16 protein-coding genes and 2 tRNA genes are annotated in these 17,986 nt (G+C 58.1%); 17 read left to right on the forward strand and 1 reads right to left on the reverse strand.

Annotation, left to right across the window (positions count from 1 at the left end):
• The first annotated feature begins 14 nt into the window (after nt 1-14).
• The 8 genes from grpE to E4T63_RS03935 all read left to right on the forward strand — a co-directional run bounded on the left by grpE (nt 15) and on the right by E4T63_RS03935 (nt 10,486).
• Nucleotides 15-581, forward strand: a complete 567-nt coding sequence (grpE, locus tag E4T63_RS03900; protein WP_007961425.1) for a nucleotide exchange factor GrpE — start codon at nt 15-17, stop codon at nt 579-581.
• A gap of 102 nt (nt 582-683) precedes the next feature.
• Nucleotides 684-2,600, forward strand: coding sequence for a molecular chaperone DnaK (gene dnaK, locus E4T63_RS03905; RefSeq protein WP_003221521.1), 1,917 nt, complete (start codon nt 684-686; stop codon nt 2,598-2,600).
• Nucleotides 2,601-2,897: 297 nt separating this feature from the next.
• Nucleotides 2,898-4,022: a molecular chaperone DnaJ gene (dnaJ, locus tag E4T63_RS03910; RefSeq protein ID WP_135294934.1), complete on the forward strand. Its 1,125-nt coding sequence runs from the start codon at nt 2,898-2,900 to the stop codon at nt 4,020-4,022.
• A gap of 9 nt (nt 4,023-4,031) precedes the next feature.
• Entirely contained in the window at nt 4,032-4,838 is an 807-nt protein-coding gene (gene dapB / locus E4T63_RS03915) for a 4-hydroxy-tetrahydrodipicolinate reductase (RefSeq protein WP_134785409.1), read from the forward strand.
• A gap of 257 nt (nt 4,839-5,095) precedes the next feature.
• Entirely contained in the window at nt 5,096-6,232 is a 1,137-nt protein-coding gene (gene carA, locus E4T63_RS03920; RefSeq protein ID WP_027610776.1) for a glutamine-hydrolyzing carbamoyl-phosphate synthase small subunit, read from the forward strand.
• Nucleotides 6,233-6,358: 126 nt separating this feature from the next.
• Nucleotides 6,359-9,580: a carbamoyl-phosphate synthase large subunit gene (gene carB / locus E4T63_RS03925; protein WP_007961429.1), complete on the forward strand. Its 3,222-nt coding sequence runs from the start codon at nt 6,359-6,361 to the stop codon at nt 9,578-9,580.
• On the forward strand, nt 9,577-10,053 hold the full coding sequence (greA, locus tag E4T63_RS03930) for a transcription elongation factor GreA (RefSeq protein WP_003221530.1): 477 nt from the start codon (nt 9,577-9,579) through the stop codon (nt 10,051-10,053). The genes carB and greA overlap by 4 nt, the downstream gene beginning before the upstream one ends.
• A 28-nt stretch (nt 10,054-10,081) precedes the next feature.
• Nucleotides 10,082-10,486 carry a hypothetical protein gene (locus tag E4T63_RS03935; RefSeq protein ID WP_027610778.1) on the forward strand — a complete coding sequence of 135 codons (405 nt, stop codon included), beginning with the start codon at nt 10,082-10,084 and terminating at the stop codon, nt 10,484-10,486.
• A 9-nt stretch (nt 10,487-10,495) separates the two neighbouring features.
• Here the strand turns inward: E4T63_RS03935 and E4T63_RS03940 are convergent, their stop codons facing one another.
• Complete coding sequence (locus tag E4T63_RS03940; protein ID WP_003221534.1) at nt 10,496-10,804, reverse strand: YhbY family RNA-binding protein; 309 nt, start codon at nt 10,802-10,804, stop codon at nt 10,496-10,498.
• A gap of 101 nt (nt 10,805-10,905) precedes the next feature.
• Between E4T63_RS03940 and rlmE the strand changes: the two genes are divergently transcribed.
• The 9 genes from rlmE (at nt 10,906) to rimP (ending at nt 17,950) form a co-directional block, all read left to right on the forward strand.
• A complete protein-coding gene (gene rlmE / locus E4T63_RS03945; RefSeq protein ID WP_003221536.1) occupies nt 10,906-11,535 on the forward strand; it encodes a 23S rRNA (uridine(2552)-2'-O)-methyltransferase RlmE in 630 nt (209 codons plus the stop codon).
• Nucleotides 11,536-11,737: 202 nt separating this feature from the next.
• A complete protein-coding gene (gene ftsH, locus E4T63_RS03950) occupies nt 11,738-13,645 on the forward strand; it encodes an ATP-dependent zinc metalloprotease FtsH (RefSeq protein ID WP_027610779.1) in 1,908 nt (635 codons plus the stop codon).
• 8 nt (nt 13,646-13,653) lie between these two features.
• A complete protein-coding gene (gene folP / locus E4T63_RS03955; protein ID WP_098967152.1) occupies nt 13,654-14,505 on the forward strand; it encodes a dihydropteroate synthase in 852 nt (283 codons plus the stop codon).
• Between the two features lie 16 nt (nt 14,506-14,521).
• Nucleotides 14,522-15,859, forward strand: coding sequence for a phosphoglucosamine mutase (glmM, locus tag E4T63_RS03960; protein ID WP_027610781.1), 1,338 nt, complete (start codon nt 14,522-14,524; stop codon nt 15,857-15,859).
• Between the two features lie 65 nt (nt 15,860-15,924).
• Entirely contained in the window at nt 15,925-16,680 is a 756-nt protein-coding gene (tpiA, locus tag E4T63_RS03965) for a triose-phosphate isomerase (protein ID WP_008088336.1), read from the forward strand.
• A gap of 4 nt (nt 16,681-16,684) precedes the next feature.
• Nucleotides 16,685-17,071, forward strand: coding sequence for a preprotein translocase subunit SecG (gene secG / locus E4T63_RS03970; protein ID WP_027610782.1), 387 nt, complete (start codon nt 16,685-16,687; stop codon nt 17,069-17,071).
• Nucleotides 17,072-17,093: 22 nt separating this feature from the next.
• Nucleotides 17,094-17,179 (forward strand) — tRNA-Leu (locus tag E4T63_RS03975).
• A gap of 97 nt (nt 17,180-17,276) precedes the next feature.
• Nucleotides 17,277-17,353, forward strand: a tRNA-Met gene (locus E4T63_RS03980).
• 138 nt (nt 17,354-17,491) lie between these two features.
• Nucleotides 17,492-17,950, forward strand: coding sequence for a ribosome maturation factor RimP (rimP, locus tag E4T63_RS03985; RefSeq protein WP_007915250.1), 459 nt, complete (start codon nt 17,492-17,494; stop codon nt 17,948-17,950).
• The last annotated feature ends 36 nt before the right edge of the window (nt 17,951-17,986 follow it).

Consider the following 17,986-nt stretch of genomic DNA (forward strand, 5'->3'; position numbering starts at 1 on the left):
GAAAGGAGAATTCTATGGCTGACGAACAGACAGTAGATACGCAAAATCCAGAAGCCAATCAGGCGCCCGAAACTTCGGGTGACGACCTGGCGACCCGTGTACAAGTGCTCGAAGAGCAGTTGGCCGCCGCGCAGGATCAGTCGCTGCGCGTAGCTGCCGATCTGCAGAACGTCCGCCGTCGTGCCGAGCAGGATGTCGAGAAGGCGCACAAGTTTGCGCTGGAAAAGTTCGCCGGTGACTTGCTGCCGATCGTTGACAGCCTGGAGCGCGGCCTCGAACTGTCGAGCCCGGACGACGAAAGCATCCGTCCGATGCGCGAAGGCATCGAGCTGACCCTGAAAATGTTCCACGACACCCTCAAGCGTTACCAGCTTGAAGCGATCGATCCGCATGGCGAACCGTTCAATGCCGTTCACCATCAGGCGATGGCCATGCAGGAAAGCGCCGACGTCGAGCCGAACAGCGTTCTGAAGGTGTTCCAGAAGGGCTACCAGCTCAATGGCCGCCTGTTGCGTCCGGCCATGGTTGTGGTCAGCAAGGCGCCGGCGCCAATTTCGCCTTCGATTGACGAGAAGGCTTGAAATTAGCCGCAAGGCCCCCATTTAGAAGTCAAGCGTTTAAGTATTACCGCAGTTAGCCACCACTGCTGCGGCAACAAAATCCAAAGTTTCGGGAGAGTGAACATGGGCAAAATTATCGGTATCGACCTGGGGACTACCAACTCCTGCGTCTCCGTGCTGGAAAACGGCGTAGCCAAAGTTATCGAAAACGCCGAAGGCGCGCGTACCACGCCGTCGATCATCGCTTACGCCAACGATGGTGAAATCCTCGTTGGTCAGTCGGCCAAGCGTCAGGCAGTGACCAACCCGCACAACACCCTGTACGCGGTGAAGCGTCTGATCGGTCGCAAGTTCGACGAAGAAGTCGTACAGAAAGACATCAAGATGGTCCCGTACAAAATCGCCAAGGCTGACAACGGCGACGCCTGGGTTGAAGTGAACGGCCAGAAAATGGCGCCGCCACAAATCTCGGCTGAAATTCTGAAGAAGATGAAGAAGACCGCCGAAGACTACCTCGGCGAGCCTGTGACCGAAGCGGTGATCACCGTTCCGGCCTACTTCAACGACAGCCAGCGTCAGGCGACCAAAGACGCCGGCCGCATTGCCGGTCTGGACGTTAAACGTATCATCAACGAACCAACCGCAGCTGCTCTGGCTTACGGTATGGACAAGGCCAAGGGCGATCACACCGTGATCGTTTACGACCTGGGTGGCGGTACTTTCGACGTTTCCGTGATCGAGATCGCTGAAGTTGACGGCGAGCACCAGTTCGAAGTGTTGGCCACCAACGGTGACACCTTCCTCGGCGGTGAAGACTTCGACATTCGTCTGATCGACTACCTCGTTGACGAATTCAAGAAAGAAAGCGGCATGAACCTCAAAGGTGACCCGCTGGCCATGCAGCGCCTGAAAGAAGCCGCTGAGAAAGCCAAGATCGAGCTGTCGTCCGCGCAGTCGACCGACGTCAACCTGCCGTACATCACTGCAGACGCCACCGGTCCTAAGCACCTGAACGTGAAGATTTCGCGTGCCAAGCTCGAAGCTCTGGTTGAAGACCTGGTTCAGCGCACCATCGAGCCTTGCCGTATCGCTATGAAAGACGCCGGTATTGACGTTGGCGCGATCAACGACGTGATTCTGGTCGGCGGTCAGACCCGTATGCCGCTGGTACAGAAGCTGGTGACCGATTTCTTCGGTAAAGAAGCACGTAAAGACGTGAACCCGGACGAAGCGGTTGCCATGGGTGCTGCGATCCAGGGCGCCGTTCTGGCCGGTGACGTGAAAGACGTTCTGCTGCTCGACGTCAGCCCGCTGACCCTGGGTATCGAAACCATGGGTGGCGTGATGACCGCGCTGATCGAGAAAAACACCACGATTCCTACCAAGAAATCGCAAGTCTTCTCGACTGCCGACGACAACCAGGGCGCTGTGACCATTCACGTTCTGCAAGGTGAGCGTAAGCAAGCCGCACAGAACAAGTCCCTGGGCAAGTTCGACCTGGCCGACATTCCACCAGCTCCACGTGGCGTGCCACAGATCGAAGTGACCTTCGACATCGACGCTAACGGCATTCTGCACGTTGGTGCGAAAGACAAGGCGACCGGTAAAGAGCAGAAGATCACCATCAAGGCCAACTCCGGTCTGTCGGATGAAGAAATTCAGAAGATGGTTCGCGATGCCGAGCTGAACGCCGAGGAAGACCGCAAGTTCGCTGAACTGGCTGAATCCCGTAACAAGGGTGACGCACTGGTTCACTCGACTCGCAAAATGGTTACCGAAGCGGGCGACAAGGTCAGCGCTGAAGAGAAGACCGCGATCGAAGCTGCCGTGGTTGCACTGGAAGCCGCTGTGAAAGGCGACGACAAGGCTGCCATCGAAGCGAAGATCGAAGAGCTGTCGAAAGTCTCGGCTCCGGTTGCTCAGAAGATGTACGCCGAACAGGCTCAGCCTGCTGAAGGCGCGGCACCGCACGACGAGAAAGCTGAAAAGGCTGACGATGTTGTCGATGCCGAGTTCGAAGAAGTCAAAGACCACAAGTAAGTTGTTGGTCGGCCGGTTGACTGCCTTGCGGCGGTGACTGGTAGGATGTCGCCGCGCGGGAGCTTGCTCCCGCGTTGGCGTATCTGGAATACACGAATTTTTACAGCATGCGACAAGGTTTGCCTGCTGCTGGTATGGCCGGGAATGCTCCTGCTTTTCGCGCCGCAAGTACCAAAAGAAACAAAGACCAGGATCGTTGAATTGACGTGAGTTGGGTCCGGGCCTGTATTGGGGCTCAACGAGTTTGGCCATCCTCAGGAGGGGTTTGCCGAACGTCCTCAAGAGTGCAAAAGACTTATGGCAAAGCGTGACTATTACGAAGTATTGGGTGTAGAGCGTGGTTCAAGCGATGCAGACCTGAAGAAGGCCTATCGTCGTCTGGCGATGAGGCATCACCCGGACCGTAATCCCGATGACAAAGCGTCGGAAGAACTGTTCAAAGAGGCCAACGAGGCCTACGAAGTATTGTCCGATTCGAGCAAGCGCGCGGCGTACGACCAGTACGGTCATGCTGGCGTCGACCCAAGCATGGGTGGCGGTGGCGCCGGTTTCGGCGGGCAGAACTTCTCCGACATCTTTGGCGATGTCTTCAGTGACTTCTTCGGTGGCGGTCGTGGCGGTTCCCGTGGCGGCGCCCAGCGCGGCAGCGATCTGCGCTACACCCTGGAGCTGAATCTGGAAGAAGCGGTGCGCGGCACTACCGTGAATATCCGCGTTCCGACACTGGTCAATTGCAAGCCATGCGATGGTTCCGGTGCGAAGAAAGGCTCGTCGCCATCAACCTGCCCGACCTGCGGCGGCATCGGCCAGGTGCGTATGCAGCAGGGCTTCTTCTCGGTGCAGCAGACCTGCCCGCGCTGCCATGGCCAAGGCAAGATCATTTCCGATCCGTGCGATTCCTGCCACGGCGACGGTCGCGTCGAAGAGTACAAGACCCTGTCGGTGAAGGTGCCGGCTGGCGTTGATACCGGCGACCGCATTCGTCTGTCTGGCGAGGGCGAGGCGGGCACCCAGGGCGGCCCGACCGGCGACCTGTACGTGGTGATCAACGTGCGCGAACACGACATCTTCCAGCGCGATGGCAAACATCTGTTCTGCGAAGTGCCGATCAGCTTTGTTGATGCGGCGCTCGGCGGCGAGCTGGAAATCCCGACCCTCGACGGTCGCGTCAAACTGAAAATCCCTGAAGGCACCCAGACCGGCAAGCAGTTCCGTGTACGCGGCAAAGGCGTGGCGCCGGTGCGGGGCGGTGGTGCGGGCGACTTGATGTGCCGTGTAGCGGTCGAGACCCCGGTCAATCTGAATCGTCGTCAGCGCGAATTGCTCGAAGAGTTCCGCAGCTCGCTGGCGGATGACAACAGTCACTCGCCAAAAACCACCGGTTGGTTCGATGGCGTGAAGCGCTTCTTCGGCGATCTGTAAGGAGTCGGCATGCGACGTATAGCTGTGATGGGCGCCGCCGGGCGCATGGGCAAGATTCTGGTCGAGGCCGTGCAACAGCGCGCGCCGCTGACCGGCCTGACCGCGGCGATCGTTCGTCCCGGCAGTACGCTGATCGGGGTGGATGCCGGTGAGCTGGCTTCGCTGGGTCGCATCGGTGTGCCGTTGTCCGGCAATCTCGAATCGGTGGCTGAAGAGTTCGATGTGCTGATCGATTTCACCCTGCCGGAAGTCATGCTGAAAAACCTCGCGTTCTGTCGCAAGGCTGGCAAGGCCATGGTCATCGGCACCACCGGGCTCGACGCTGCGCAGAAGCAGCTGCTGGCTGAGGCGGGCAAGGATATTCCGATCGTCTTCGCGGCCAACTTCAGTGTCGGGGTCAACCTGTCGCTGAAGCTGCTCGAAATGACCGCTCGGGTGCTGGGCGATGATGCGGACATCGAGATCATCGAGGCGCATCACCGGCACAAGATCGATGCGCCTTCGGGCACGGCCCTGCGCATGGGTGAAGTGATCGCCGAGGCGCTGGATCGTGATCTGCAGAAGGTTGCGGTCTATGGCCGTGAAGGCCACACCGGTGCGCGCGAGCGGGAAACCATCGGTTTCGCTACCGTGCGTGGTGGTGATGTGGTCGGCGATCACACCGTGCTGTTCGCTTGCGAAGGCGAGCGCCTGGAGATCACGCACAAGGCTTCCAGTCGCATGACTTTTGCCAAGGGCGCGGTGCGTGCGGCGTTGTGGCTGGATGGTCGCGAGCCGGGTCTGTATGACATGCAGGACGTGCTCGACCTGCATTGATTGACTGTTTTACCCAGCGCAAACGCCCGGTTTGCGCTGGTTTTTCTACACCGCGCGACGGCCTGTCGCATTCTCCGGCCTTTTAGGCTCTTTAGCGGTGGACCAAAAAAGCCTTTTTCTGTAAGCTACAGCTTTAGTGTGTCCACTAAAAGCGCGCAGAATAATTCAGTGAAGAAGCGGGGTGACGTGTCCATACGTCACTCCGCTTTTTTACAACCTGCGATTGCCCTTTCATGCGTTATTTACGGGAGGTCTTCTTGACTAAGCCAGCCATACTCGCCCTTGCTGATGGCAGCATTTTTCGCGGCGAAGCCATTGGAGCCGACGGTCAAACCGTTGGTGAGGTGGTGTTCAACACCGCAATGACCGGCTATCAGGAAATCCTTACCGATCCTTCCTACGCCCAACAGATCGTTACCCTGACTTACCCGCACATCGGCAACACCGGCACCACGCCGGAAGACGCCGAGTCTGACCGCGTATGGTCCGCTGGCCTGGTCATCCGTGACCTGCCGCTGGTAGCGAGCAACTGGCGTAACACGATGTCCCTGTCCGACTACCTGAAAGCCAACAATGTTGTGGCAATCGCTGGTATCGATACTCGTCGCCTGACCCGCATCCTGCGTGAAAAAGGCGCACAGAACGGCTGCATCATGGCCGGCGACAACATCTCCGAAGAAGCTGCAATTGCCGCTGCGCAAGGCTTCCCGGGCCTGAAGGGCATGGATCTGGCGAAAGTCGTCAGCACCAAGGAAAAGTACGAATGGCGCTCCACTGTCTGGGACTTGAAGACCGACAGCCACGCGACCATCGAAGCGTCCGAGTTGCCGTACCACGTGGTTGCCTACGACTACGGCGTCAAACTGAACATCCTGCGCATGCTGGTCGAGCGCGGCTGCCGCGTGACCGTGGTGCCGGCGCAAACCCCGGCTGCCGATGTGCTGGCACTCAAGCCGGACGGCGTGTTTCTGTCCAACGGCCCTGGTGACCCGGAGCCTTGCGACTACGCGATCAAGGCGATCAAGGAAGTGCTGGAAACCGAAATTCCGGTCTTCGGCATCTGCCTCGGTCACCAGCTGCTGGCTCTGGCCTCCGGCGCCAAGACCCTGAAAATGGGCCATGGCCACCACGGTGCCAACCACCCGGTGCAGGATCTGGACACTGGCGTTGTGATGATCACCAGCCAGAACCACGGTTTCGCGGTTGACGAAGCGACCCTGCCGGCCAACGTGCGTGCGATCCACAAGTCGCTGTTCGACGGCACCCTGCAAGGCATCGAGCGCACTGACAAGAGCGCGTTCAGCTTCCAGGGCCACCCTGAAGCGAGCCCGGGCCCGAACGATGTGGCGCCCCTGTTCGACCGCTTCATCAACGAGATGGCCAAGCGACGCTAAGCGTTCGCCTTGAGACTGTAGCGAGAAGCCCTCGAGGGCGGCCCCGACACCGGTGGCGCCCCTCAGGGCTTCAGAAATCGATCAAGACGGCTTGCCGACTGACCTGCGGATTTGAGTGACAAACCCATGCCAAAACGTACAGACATTAAAAGCATCCTGATTCTCGGCGCTGGCCCGATCGTTATCGGCCAGGCCTGCGAATTCGACTACTCCGGCGCCCAGGCCTGCAAAGCCCTGCGCGAAGAGGGTTACCGCGTCATCCTGGTGAACTCCAACCCGGCCACCATCATGACCGACCCGGACATGGCTGACGCCACGTACATCGAGCCGATCAAGTGGCAGACCGTGGCCAAGATCATCGAAAAAGAGCGTCCGGATGCCGTGCTGCCAACCATGGGCGGCCAGACTGCTCTGAACTGCGCCCTGGACCTGGAGCGCGAAGGCGTTCTGGAAAAGTTCGGCGTGGAAATGATCGGCGCCAACGCCGACACCATCGACAAGGCTGAAGACCGTTCGCGTTTCGACAAGGCCATGAAGTCGATCGGCCTGGAATGCCCGCGTTCCGGTATCGCCCACAGCATGGAAGAAGCCAACGCCGTCCTCGAGCGTCTGGGTTTCCCGTGCATCATCCGTCCGTCCTTCACCATGGGCGGCACCGGTGGCGGTATCGCGTACAACCGTGAAGAGTTCGAAGAAATCTGCGCCCGCGGTCTGGACCTGTCGCCGACCAAAGAGCTGCTGATCGACGAGTCGCTGATCGGCTGGAAAGAATATGAAATGGAAGTTGTCCGCGACAAAAAGGACAACTGCATCATCGTCTGCTCGATCGAAAACTTCGACCCGATGGGCGTGCACACCGGTGACTCGATCACCGTTGCTCCGGCACAGACCCTGACCGACAAGGAATACCAGATCCTGCGTAACGCCTCGCTGGCGGTACTGCGCGAGATCGGCGTCGAGACCGGCGGTTCCAACGTGCAGTTCGGCATCTGCCCGGACACCGGCCGCATGGTCGTGATCGAGATGAACCCGCGTGTATCGCGTTCCTCGGCACTGGCTTCGAAAGCCACCGGTTTCCCGATCGCCAAAGTCGCGGCCAAGCTGGCTGTGGGCTACACCCTCGACGAACTGTCGAACGACATCACCGGCGGCAAGACTCCGGCGTCCTTCGAGCCGTCGATCGACTACGTCGTCACCAAGCTGCCACGTTTCGCTTTCGAGAAATTCGCCAACGCTGACGCACGCCTGACCACTCAAATGAAGTCGGTCGGCGAAGTCATGGCCATCGGTCGCACCTTCCAGGAATCCCTGCAGAAAGCCCTGCGCGGTCTGGAAGTCGGTGTCTGCGGTCTGGACGAGAAGCTCGACCTGAGCAACCCGGAAAGCATGAGCATCCTCAAGCGCGAGCTGACCGTGCCGGGCGCCGAGCGTATCTGGTACGTGGCGGACGCCTTCCGCGCCGGCATGACCGTCGAAGACATCTTCGGCATGAACATGATCGACCCGTGGTTCCTGGTGCAGATCGAAGATCTGATCAAGGACGAAGAGAAGGTCAAGACCCTCGGTCTGTCCGCCATCGACCGCGACCTGATGTTCAAACTCAAGCGCAAAGGCTTCTCCGATCAGCGTCTGGCCAAGCTGCTGGGTGTGACCGAGAAGAATCTGCGTACTCACCGTCAAAAACTGGAAGTGTTCCCGGTCTACAAGCGCGTTGACACCTGCGCCGCCGAGTTCGCCACCGACACCGCTTACCTCTACTCTACTTACGAGGAGGAGTGCGAAGCCGCGCCGTCCGGTCGCGACAAGATCATGATTCTGGGTGGCGGTCCGAACCGTATCGGCCAGGGCATCGAGTTCGACTACTGCTGCGTACATGCTGCCCTCGCTCTGCGCGAAGACGGCTACGAAACCATCATGGTCAACTGCAACCCGGAAACCGTTTCCACCGACTACGACACTTCCGACCGTCTGTACTTCGAGCCGGTAACCCTGGAAGACGTGCTGGAAATCTGCCGCGTCGAGAAGCCGAAAGGCGTAATCGTCCAGTACGGCGGCCAGACGCCGCTGAAACTGGCGCGTGCCCTGGAAGCCGCTGGCGTGCCGATCATCGGTACCAGCCCTGACGCCATCGACCGCGCCGAAGACCGCGAGCGCTTCCAGCAAATGGTTGAACGCCTGAACTTGCGTCAGCCGCCAAACGCCACCGTGCGCAGCGAAGATGAAGCCGTTCGCGCTGCCGCGAAAATCGGTTATCCGCTGGTGGTGCGCCCGTCCTACGTACTGGGTGGCCGCGCGATGGAAATCGTTTACAAGGAAGACGAACTCAAGCGCTACCTGCGTGACGCGGTGCAAGTCTCCAACGACAGCCCGGTGCTGCTCGACCACTTCCTCAACTGCGCCATCGAGATGGACGTGGATGCGGTCTGCGACGGCAAAGACGTGGTGATCGGCGCGATCATGCAGCACATCGAACAGGCGGGCGTTCACTCCGGTGACTCCGCGTGCTCGCTGCCGCCGTACTCGCTGCCGGCGCACATCCAGGACGAGATGCGCGAGCAGGTCAAGAAAATGGCCCTGGAACTGGGCGTTGTCGGCCTGATGAACGTGCAACTGGCGCTGCAGGGCGAAGACATCTACGTCATCGAAGTCAACCCGCGCGCTTCGCGTACCGTGCCGTTCGTGTCCAAGTGCATCGGTGTCTCCCTGGCAATGATCGCGGCTCGCGTCATGGCCGGTAAGACTCTGAAGGAAATCGGCTTCACCAAGGAAATCATCCCGAACTTCTACAGCGTGAAAGAGGCGGTGTTCCCGTTCGCCAAATTCCCTGGTGTTGACCCGATCCTCGGCCCAGAGATGAAGTCCACCGGTGAAGTGATGGGCGTCGGCGACACCTTCGGTGAAGCATTCGCCAAGGCCCAGATGGGCGCGAGCGAAGTGCTGCCGACCGGCGGTACCGCGTTCATCAGCGTGCGTGACGATGACAAGCCGCTGGTTGCAGGCGTGGCCCGTGATCTGATCAACTTGGGCTTCGAAGTGGTCGCGACTGCCGGCACTGCCAAGCTGATCGAAGCTGCAGGCCTGAAAGTGCGCCGTGTGAACAAGGTGACCGAGGGGCGTCCGCACGTGGTCGACATGATCAAGAATGACGAAGTCACTCTGATCATCAACACCACCGAAGGCCGTCAGTCGATCGCTGATTCCTACTCCATTCGTCGTAATGCCCTGCAGCACAAGATCTACTGCACCACCACCATTGCTGCGGGCGAAGCTATCTGCGAAGCGCTGAAGTTCGGTCCCGAGAAGACCGTGCGCCGCTTGCAGGATCTACACGCAGGATTGAAGGCATGATCAAATACCCAATGACCGTCCAGGGCGCGAAAGCCCTGGAAGAAGAACACGCTCACCTGACCAAGGTCGTTCGTCCAAAGCTCAGCCAGGACATCGGTACGGCTCGCGAGTTGGGTGACCTGAAGGAAAACGCTGAATACCATGCCGCCCGCGAACAGCAAGGCATGGTCGAGGCGCGGATCCGTGACATCGAAGGCCGGATTCAGAATCAGGTCATCATCGACGTCACGACTATTCCGCACACCGGCAAAGTGATCTTCGGTACTACCGTCGAAATCGCCAACGTCGAGACTGATGAGAGCGTCACTTACCACATCGTGGGTGAGGATGAGGCTGACTTCAAACTCGGCAAGATTTCGGTCGGCTCACCATTGGCCCGTGCCTTGATCGGCAAGGAAGAGGGTGATGTGGTCGCCGTGAAAACGCCGAGTGGCGTTATCGAGTACGAGATTGTCGAAGTCCGTCACATCTGAAGGCAGGCGCCCGCTACGTGCGGGCGCCATGCTTTGGCAGCTGACCCAGATGTTGTGGGTCGGCGGCTTCTGGTTGATACATCTCGGTTTGCGACCGGTGTTGGGCAAGATTGGCCTGGCACCGTTGCTGATCGATGAAGTTGCCGATGCATTCGAAGTGCCGGTGGCGGGTTTTGCCGCGGCATGCGTGATTTTTCAGGCTTTGGTGCTGGTACAGGCCGATGGCCTTGCCAGTCTATGGCGGGATTTTCGCGGGCAGGTGTTGCTGATGGCGTTGTATGCGTGTGCGATGTTTATTGCAGTGCGTGTCGGCTGGCCGCAAGCGCAGCGCTGGCAGGAATTCAGTTTTCTGCTGTTGGGCTTCTCCGGTGTGGTGTTGGTGTTGCAACCACTGCCGGGATGGAGTGGCAGGGTGCGCGAAGCACACCCTTGACCCCTGTCATCACTTGAAGCGATGAACGTTCGACAGCTGCTTGTTGACGCTGAAGTTCTTGCGATAAACCAGTGCCATCTTGCCGATGACCTGTACCAGGTCAGCCTTGCCAACCTTGCACAGTTCTGCAATGTGCGCCAGGCGCGACTCGCGATCGAGGATGTTGAGCTTGATCTTGATCAGCTCGTGATCCGCCAGGGCGCGTTCAAGTTCGGCTAATACACCTTCAGTCAGACCGTTGTCCGCCACCGTCAAAACTGGTTTCAGGTGGTGGCCAATGGATTTGTACTGTTTCTTCTGCTCTGGAGTGAGCGGCATAATCTGACCCTTTCGTCTGGATTCTGTAAAATGGCGGCCATTTTACCCGAGGGTTCGTGGATCCGCCCAATTAATCACGACCCTAATCATCGAGGTGCCCAATGGCGCGTTCCAAGACAAGCCTTGGTTGGCTGAAACGACATGTCAACGATCCTTATGTGAAGCAGGCGCAGAAGGATGGCTACCGTTCGCGTGCAAGTTACAAGCTTCTGGAGATCCAGGAGAAATACAAGCTGATCCGTTCCGGCATGAGCGTTGTCGACCTGGGCGCAGCGCCCGGCGGCTGGTCGCAGGTCACCAGCCGGCTGATTGGCGGTCAGGGGCGTCTGATCGCTTCGGACATTCTGGAAATGGACAGCATCCCGGACGTTACCTTCATTCAGGGTGACTTCACCGAGGACGAAGTGCTCGCGCGAATCCTTGAGGCCGTGGGTAATTCGCAGGTGGACCTTGTGATTTCCGATATGGCCCCCAATATGAGTGGTACGCCTGAAGTGGATATGCCGAAAGCCATGTTCCTTTGCGAACTGGCGCTTGATCTGGCGGAACGGATACTCAAGCCGGGTGGCAATTTCGTGATCAAGATCTTTCAGGGTGAAGGTTTCGATGTTTACCTGAAGGATGCTCGCAAGAAATTCGACAAGATCCAGATGATCAAGCCGGATTCTTCCCGAGGCAGCTCCCGCGAGCAATATATGCTGGCTTGGGGTTACCGCGGTGGTAACGAGTAAAACGAGGTTTTTTGCCGGGGCGATAGGTTTTTCGTATTTTGCCCCGCGTGCATAAGCGAATATTGTGTAGAAAGTGTTTCACAAAGGGTTACAGACGGCGCCTGCCAGAGTTGTAGGTAATGTAGTAAGTTAGGCCGGTGAATATCATGCGAAGCGCGCGCCAGTAGCGGAGCTTGCTTCAGAGGGTAGTTAATTGAACGATATGGCAAAGAATCTGATCCTGTGGTTGATCATCGCGGCAGTCCTCGTGACGGTGATGAACAACTTCTCCAGCCCTAACGAGCCGCAGACCCTCAACTATTCCGACTTCATCCAGCAGGTCAAGGATGGCAAGGTCGAGCGCGTAGCCGTTGATGGCTATGTGATTACCGGCAAGCGCAACGATGGCGACAGCTTCAAGACCATTCGTCCGGCGATCCAGGACAATGGCCTGATCGGCGACCTGGTCGACAACCACGTTGTGGTTGAGGGCAAGCAGCCTGAACAGCAAAGCATCTGGACTCAACTCCTGGTGGCGAGCTTCCCGATCCTGGTGATCATCGCGGTGTTCATGTTCTTCATGCGCCAGATGCAGGGCGGTGCCGGCGGCAAGGGCGGACCGATGAGCTTCGGCAAGAGCAAGGCACGCCTGCTTTCCGAAGATCAGGTGAAAACCACCTTGGCTGACGTTGCAGGTTGCGACGAAGCCAAGGAAGAGGTCGGCGAGCTGGTTGAGTTCCTGCGTGATCCGGGCAAGTTCCAGCGCCTGGGTGGTCGTATTCCTCGCGGCGTATTGATGGTCGGCCCTCCGGGTACCGGTAAAACCTTGCTGGCCAAGGCGATTGCCGGCGAAGCGAAGGTTCCGTTCTTCACTATTTCCGGTTCCGACTTCGTTGAAATGTTCGTGGGTGTTGGTGCAAGCCGCGTTCGCGACATGTTCGAGCAGGCCAAGAAGCATGCGCCGTGCATCATCTTCATCGACGAAATCGACGCCGTCGGTCGCCACCGTGGCGCCGGCATGGGCGGCGGTCACGACGAGCGTGAGCAGACTCTCAACCAGTTGCTGGTAGAGATGGATGGCTTTGAAATGAATGACGGCATCATCGTGATCGCCGCTACCAACCGTCCTGACGTACTCGACCCTGCGCTGCTGCGTCCGGGCCGTTTCGACCGTCAGGTCGTTGTAGGTTTGCCGGATATCCGTGGTCGCGAGCAGATCCTCAAGGTTCACATGCGCAAAGTGCCAATGGGTGACGACGTTGCCCCGGCCGTTATCGCACGTGGTACCCCGGGCTTCTCTGGTGCCGATCTGGCCAACCTGGTCAACGAAGCGTCGCTGTTCGCTGCACGCAGCGGCAAGCGCATCGTCGAAATGAAAGAGTTCGAACTGGCCAAAGACAAGATCATGATGGGCGCCGAGCGCAAATCGATGGTCATGTCCGAGAAAGAGAAGCAGAACACTGCTTATCACGAAGCGGGTCACGCTATTGTCGGTCGCGTCGTACCTGAGCATGATCCGGTCTACAAGGTTTCGATCATTCCACGTGGTCGTGCGCTGGGTGTGACCATGTTCCTGCCGGAAGAAGATCGCTACAGCCTGTCCAAACGTGCGTTGATCAGTCAGATCTGCTCGCTGTACGGTGGCCGTATCGCTGAAGAAATGACCCTTGGTTTCGACGGTGTGACCACCGGCGCTTCCAACGACATCATGCGTGCCAGTCAGATTGCGCGGAACATGGTGACCAAGTGGGGTCTGTCGGAAAAGCTCGGTCCGCTGATGTACGCCGAAGAAGAGGGTGAAGTGTTCCTCGGTCGCGGTGGTGGCGGTCAGAATGCAAGTTTCTCCGGTGAGACTGCCAAGCTGATCGACTCCGAAGTGCGCAGCATCATTGACCAGTGCTACGGCACGGCCAAGCAGATCCTCACGGACAACCGTGACAAGCTGGATGCCATGGCTGATGCGCTGATGAAGTACGAAACCATCGATGCCGAGCAGATCGACGACATCATGGCGGGTCGTACGCCTCGCGAACCGCGTGACTGGACCGGTGGCACGGGTACGCCCCCGCCTCCAGTGATTCAGGATGAGCGCCCGGAAACACCGATCGGCGGTCCGGCTGCTGACGTTTAAGGCTTGAAATGACTTCTGTACAGTCCCTGACCCGGTTGCCTTGCGGCAACCGGGTTCTTGATTTGGCCCAGACGCATGTCATGGGTATTCTCAATGTCACTCCCGATTCCTTTTCCGACGGTGGCCGATACAACCAGCTCGACGTGGCCTTGCGTCACGCCGAGGCCATGGTGGCTGCTGGTGCGACGCTGATCGATGTCGGCGGCGAATCGACCCGGCCTGGCGCTCGAGCGGTTTCGCCGTTGGAAGAGTTGGAGCGCGTAGCTCCGATCGTGGAGTTGATCAATCGCGAGCTGGATGTGGTCATCTCGGTCGATACTTCGACGCCAGCGGTGATGCGTGAAACGGCGCGCCTGGGTGCCGGGTTGATCAATGATGTGCGCTCGCTGCGCCGCGATGGCGCGCTGGATGCCGCGGCCGCGACCGGGTTGCCGGTCTGCCTGATGCACATGCTCGGCGAGCCGGGTGACATGCAGGACAATCCGCATTATCAGGACGTTACCCGGGAAGTGGGTGAGTTTCTGGCAGAGCGCATGACTCAATGTGCGGCGGCGGGTATTCCTGCCGAACGGATCATTCTTGATCCCGGTTTCGGTTTCGCGAAAACCCTGCAGCACAATCTAAGCTTGTTCAAGCATATGGAAGCCCTGCATGCGCTGGGGCGTCCGCTATTGGTTGGTGTCTCACGCAAAAGCATGATTGGCCACGCATTGAACCGCCTCGTGGGTGAGCGTCTTTATGGTGGTCTGGCTCTCGCAGCACTCGCGTCGGTTAAAGGAGCGCGTATATTGCGCGTCCATGATGTGGCGGAAACGGTAGACGTGGTGCGCATGCTCGCGGCCGTGGAATCAGCCGAATAAGAATGATGGAGCACTTATGAGCAAGAAATACTTTGGTACTGACGGTATTCGTGGTCGTGTCGGTGAATATCCGATCACTCCTGACTTCATGCTTAAGCTCGGCTGGGCGGCGGGTATGGCCTTTCGCAAGATGGGCGCCTGCAAGGTGCTGGTAGGCAAGGACACGCGCATCTCTGGCTACATGTTCGAATCGGCACTTGAAGCAGGCCTGACCTCGGCTGGTGCGGACGTGATGCTGCTCGGTCCGATGCCGACGCCTGCCATTGCTTATCTGGCGCGCACGTTCCAGGCTGAAGCCGGGATCGTGATCAGTGCTTCGCACAATCCGCATGACGATAACGGCATCAAGTTTTTCTCCGGCAAGGGCACAAAGCTGCCTGATGAGCTGGAGCTGATGATCGAAGAGCTGCTCGATACCCCAATGACTGTGGTTGAGTCGAGCAAGATCGGCAAGGTGTCGCGCATCAATGACGCCTCCGGCCGCTACATCGAATTCTGCAAAAGCAGTGTGCCGACCGGTACCAGTTTTTCCGGTTTGAAGATCGTGATCGATTGTGCGCACGGTGCGACCTACAAGGTTGCTCCGAGTGTGTTCCGTGAGCTGGGTGCTGAAGTGGTCGTGCTGTCGGCGCAGCCCAACGGTCTGAACATCAATGACAATTGCGGCTCGACCCATATGGGTCAGCTGCAGGCCGCGGTTCTGGCCGAGCACGCTGATCTGGGCATCGCCTTTGATGGTGACGGTGATCGGGTGTTGATGGTTGATCACACTGGCGCCATCGTTGATGGTGATGAGTTGCTGTTCATCATTGCGCGCGATCTGCACGGGCGGGGCAAATTGCAGGGCGGCGTAGTCGGTACGCTGATGAGCAACCTGGGTCTTGAACTCGCGCTGGCAGAGCTCTCGATTCCATTCATTCGTGCCAATGTCGGTGACCGTTATGTGATCGCCGAACTGCTGGAGCGCGACTGGCTGGTAGGCGGTGAAAACTCGGGGCATATCGTCTGCTTCAATCACACCACCACCGGTGATGCGATCATTGCTGCGCTCCAGGTGCTGATGGCACTGAAGGCCCGTAATGAAGGTCTTGCGCAAACGCGTCAGGCCTTGCGCAAGTGTCCTCAGGTGCTGATCAATGTGCGTTTTGGTGGCGGTGAAAGTCCGCTTGAGCATCCGGCGGTCAAGGAAGCCAGTGCGCGTGTCACCCAGGCAATGGCGGGGCGTGGCCGGGTACTTCTGCGCAAGTCCGGTACAGAGCCTTTGGTGCGCGTGATGGTCGAAGGTGAGGATGAAACTCAGGTTCGCAGCTACGCCGAAGAACTGGCAAAACTGGTAAGTGAAGTTTCTGCCTGATTCGGCTTGCCAGCCATGATTGTGTTGGGTAACATCTGCGCCCACTTTGACCGACGAGGTACAGCATGCGTCGCCCTATGGTAGCTGGTAACTGGAAGATGCACGGTACCCGCGCCAGCGTCGCTGAGCTGATCAACGGCCTTCGTCATCTGGCCTTGCCAAGCGGTGTTGATGTCGCGGTATTCCCGCCTTGCTTGCATATCAATCAAGTGATTGATGGCTTGAAAGGAAAATCGATTTCGGTCGGTGCGCAGAATTCTGCGGTGGAATCCATGCAAGGTGCATTGACCGGTGAAATTGCACCGAGTCAGTTGGTGGATGCAGGTTGTTCCCTGGTACTTGTCGGGCACTCCGAACGCCGCCAGATAATGGGCGAGCGAGACGGGATGCTGAATCGCAAGTTCGCAGCGGCACAGGCATGTGGCTTGATTCCGGTGTTGTGTGTAGGGGAAACCCTCGAGCAGCGCGAAGCCGGAAAAACTCTTGAAGTTGTCGGGCGTCAGCTGGGCAGCATCATCGAGGAGCTGGGTGTTGGTGCCTTTGCCAAGGCAGTCATTGCTTACGAGCCTGTCTGGGCCATTGGTACCGGACTGACTGCAACGCCGCAACAGGCTCAGGATGTGCATAAAGCCATTCGCGAGCAGTTGGCGGCAGAGAATTCTGAAGTCGCACGAGGTGTGCGGCTTCTATACGGCGGCAGCGTGAAGGCGGCCAATGCGGTCGAACTGTTCGGCATGCCGGATATCGATGGGGGGCTCATTGGTGGAGCTTCCCTGAATGCAGATGAGTTCGGTGCGATTTGTCGCGCCGCGGGAAACTGAAAAAATGCTGGAAACAGTCGTAGTCGTTTTTCATCTGCTGGGTGCATTGGGCGTAGTTGCTCTGGTTTTGCTGCAGCAGGGTAAGGGTGCGGACGCTGGCGCGTCTTTCGGAGCAGGTGCTTCAAATACTGTGTTCGGAAGCCAAGGTTCCTCTACCTTTCTTAGTAAGTTTACTGCTATACTTGCCGCCGGTTTCTTCATAACCAGCTTGGGGTTAGGTTACTTTGCTAAAGAGAAGGCTCATCAGCTGACTCAAGCAGGTTTGCCAGATCCAGCAGTGTTGGAAGTACCTAAGCAACAACAACCGGCTTCTGATGATGTCCCGGTGCTTCAAGAGCAAAAGTCGGCTACTCCAGCGACTGACGTACCTCCAGCTCAAGAGCAGAAGTAAGAAGGGTTTCAAACGTAGTTTTGCCGAGGTGGTGGAATTGGTAGACACGCAACCTTGAGGTGGTTGTGCCCATAGGGTGTAGGGGTTCGAGTCCCCTTCTCGGTACCAATTAGTCAGGAGAGCCCGCTGTTGCGGGCTTTCTTGCAGGTGGAAGGTTACATTGACCCTATAAGGGATCGGTCGTATACTTCCGCCCCAGCTTTGTCGCGGGGTGGAGCAGTCTGGTAGCTCGTCGGGCTCATAACCCGAAGGTCGTCGGTTCAAATCCGGCCCCCGCAACCAGTTTAAGGAGCCCCTTTTCAGGGGCTTTTTGTTAGCTGGACACTTTCTACGCCGATGTTCGACGGCGTTTCAAGGATGGGCGTTTCGCCCATTTTTTTATTTTGCAGCGCATGCATTTACATGCACGAGGGGGTTCAGGTGTCGAGCAAGCTAGAAGAGTTGCAGGCCTTGTTGGCCCCGGTGGTCGTGGCCCTAGGCTATGAATGCTGGGGTATCGAGTTTTCGGCTCAAGGTCGTCACTCGATGTTGCGCGTTTATATCGATAAAGAGGGTGGCGTGCTGGTGGACGATTGCGCCATTGTCAGCCGTCAGATCAGCGGTGTCCTGGATGTTGAAGATCCGATCTCCGTTGAATACACCCTCGAAGTTTCCTCGCCTGGCATGGAACGCCCACTGTTCACTCTTGAGCAGTTTGCAAAATTTGCCGGTGAACAAGTGAAGATCAAGCTGCGCTCGCCTTTTGAAGGTCGACGCAACTTTCAGGGCCTTCTGCGCGGTGTAGAAGAACAGGATGTCGTGGTGCAGGTAGATGACCATGAATTCCTGTTGCCGATCGATATGATCGACAAGGCCAACATTATTCCCAGTTTTGACTGAGACGCGGATCCCGCGGATCCAATGGCTTGCGAAAGG

The organism is Pseudomonas fluorescens, from assembly GCF_004683905.1.
GTDB lineage: Bacteria > Pseudomonadota > Gammaproteobacteria > Pseudomonadales > Pseudomonadaceae > Aquipseudomonas > Aquipseudomonas putida_A.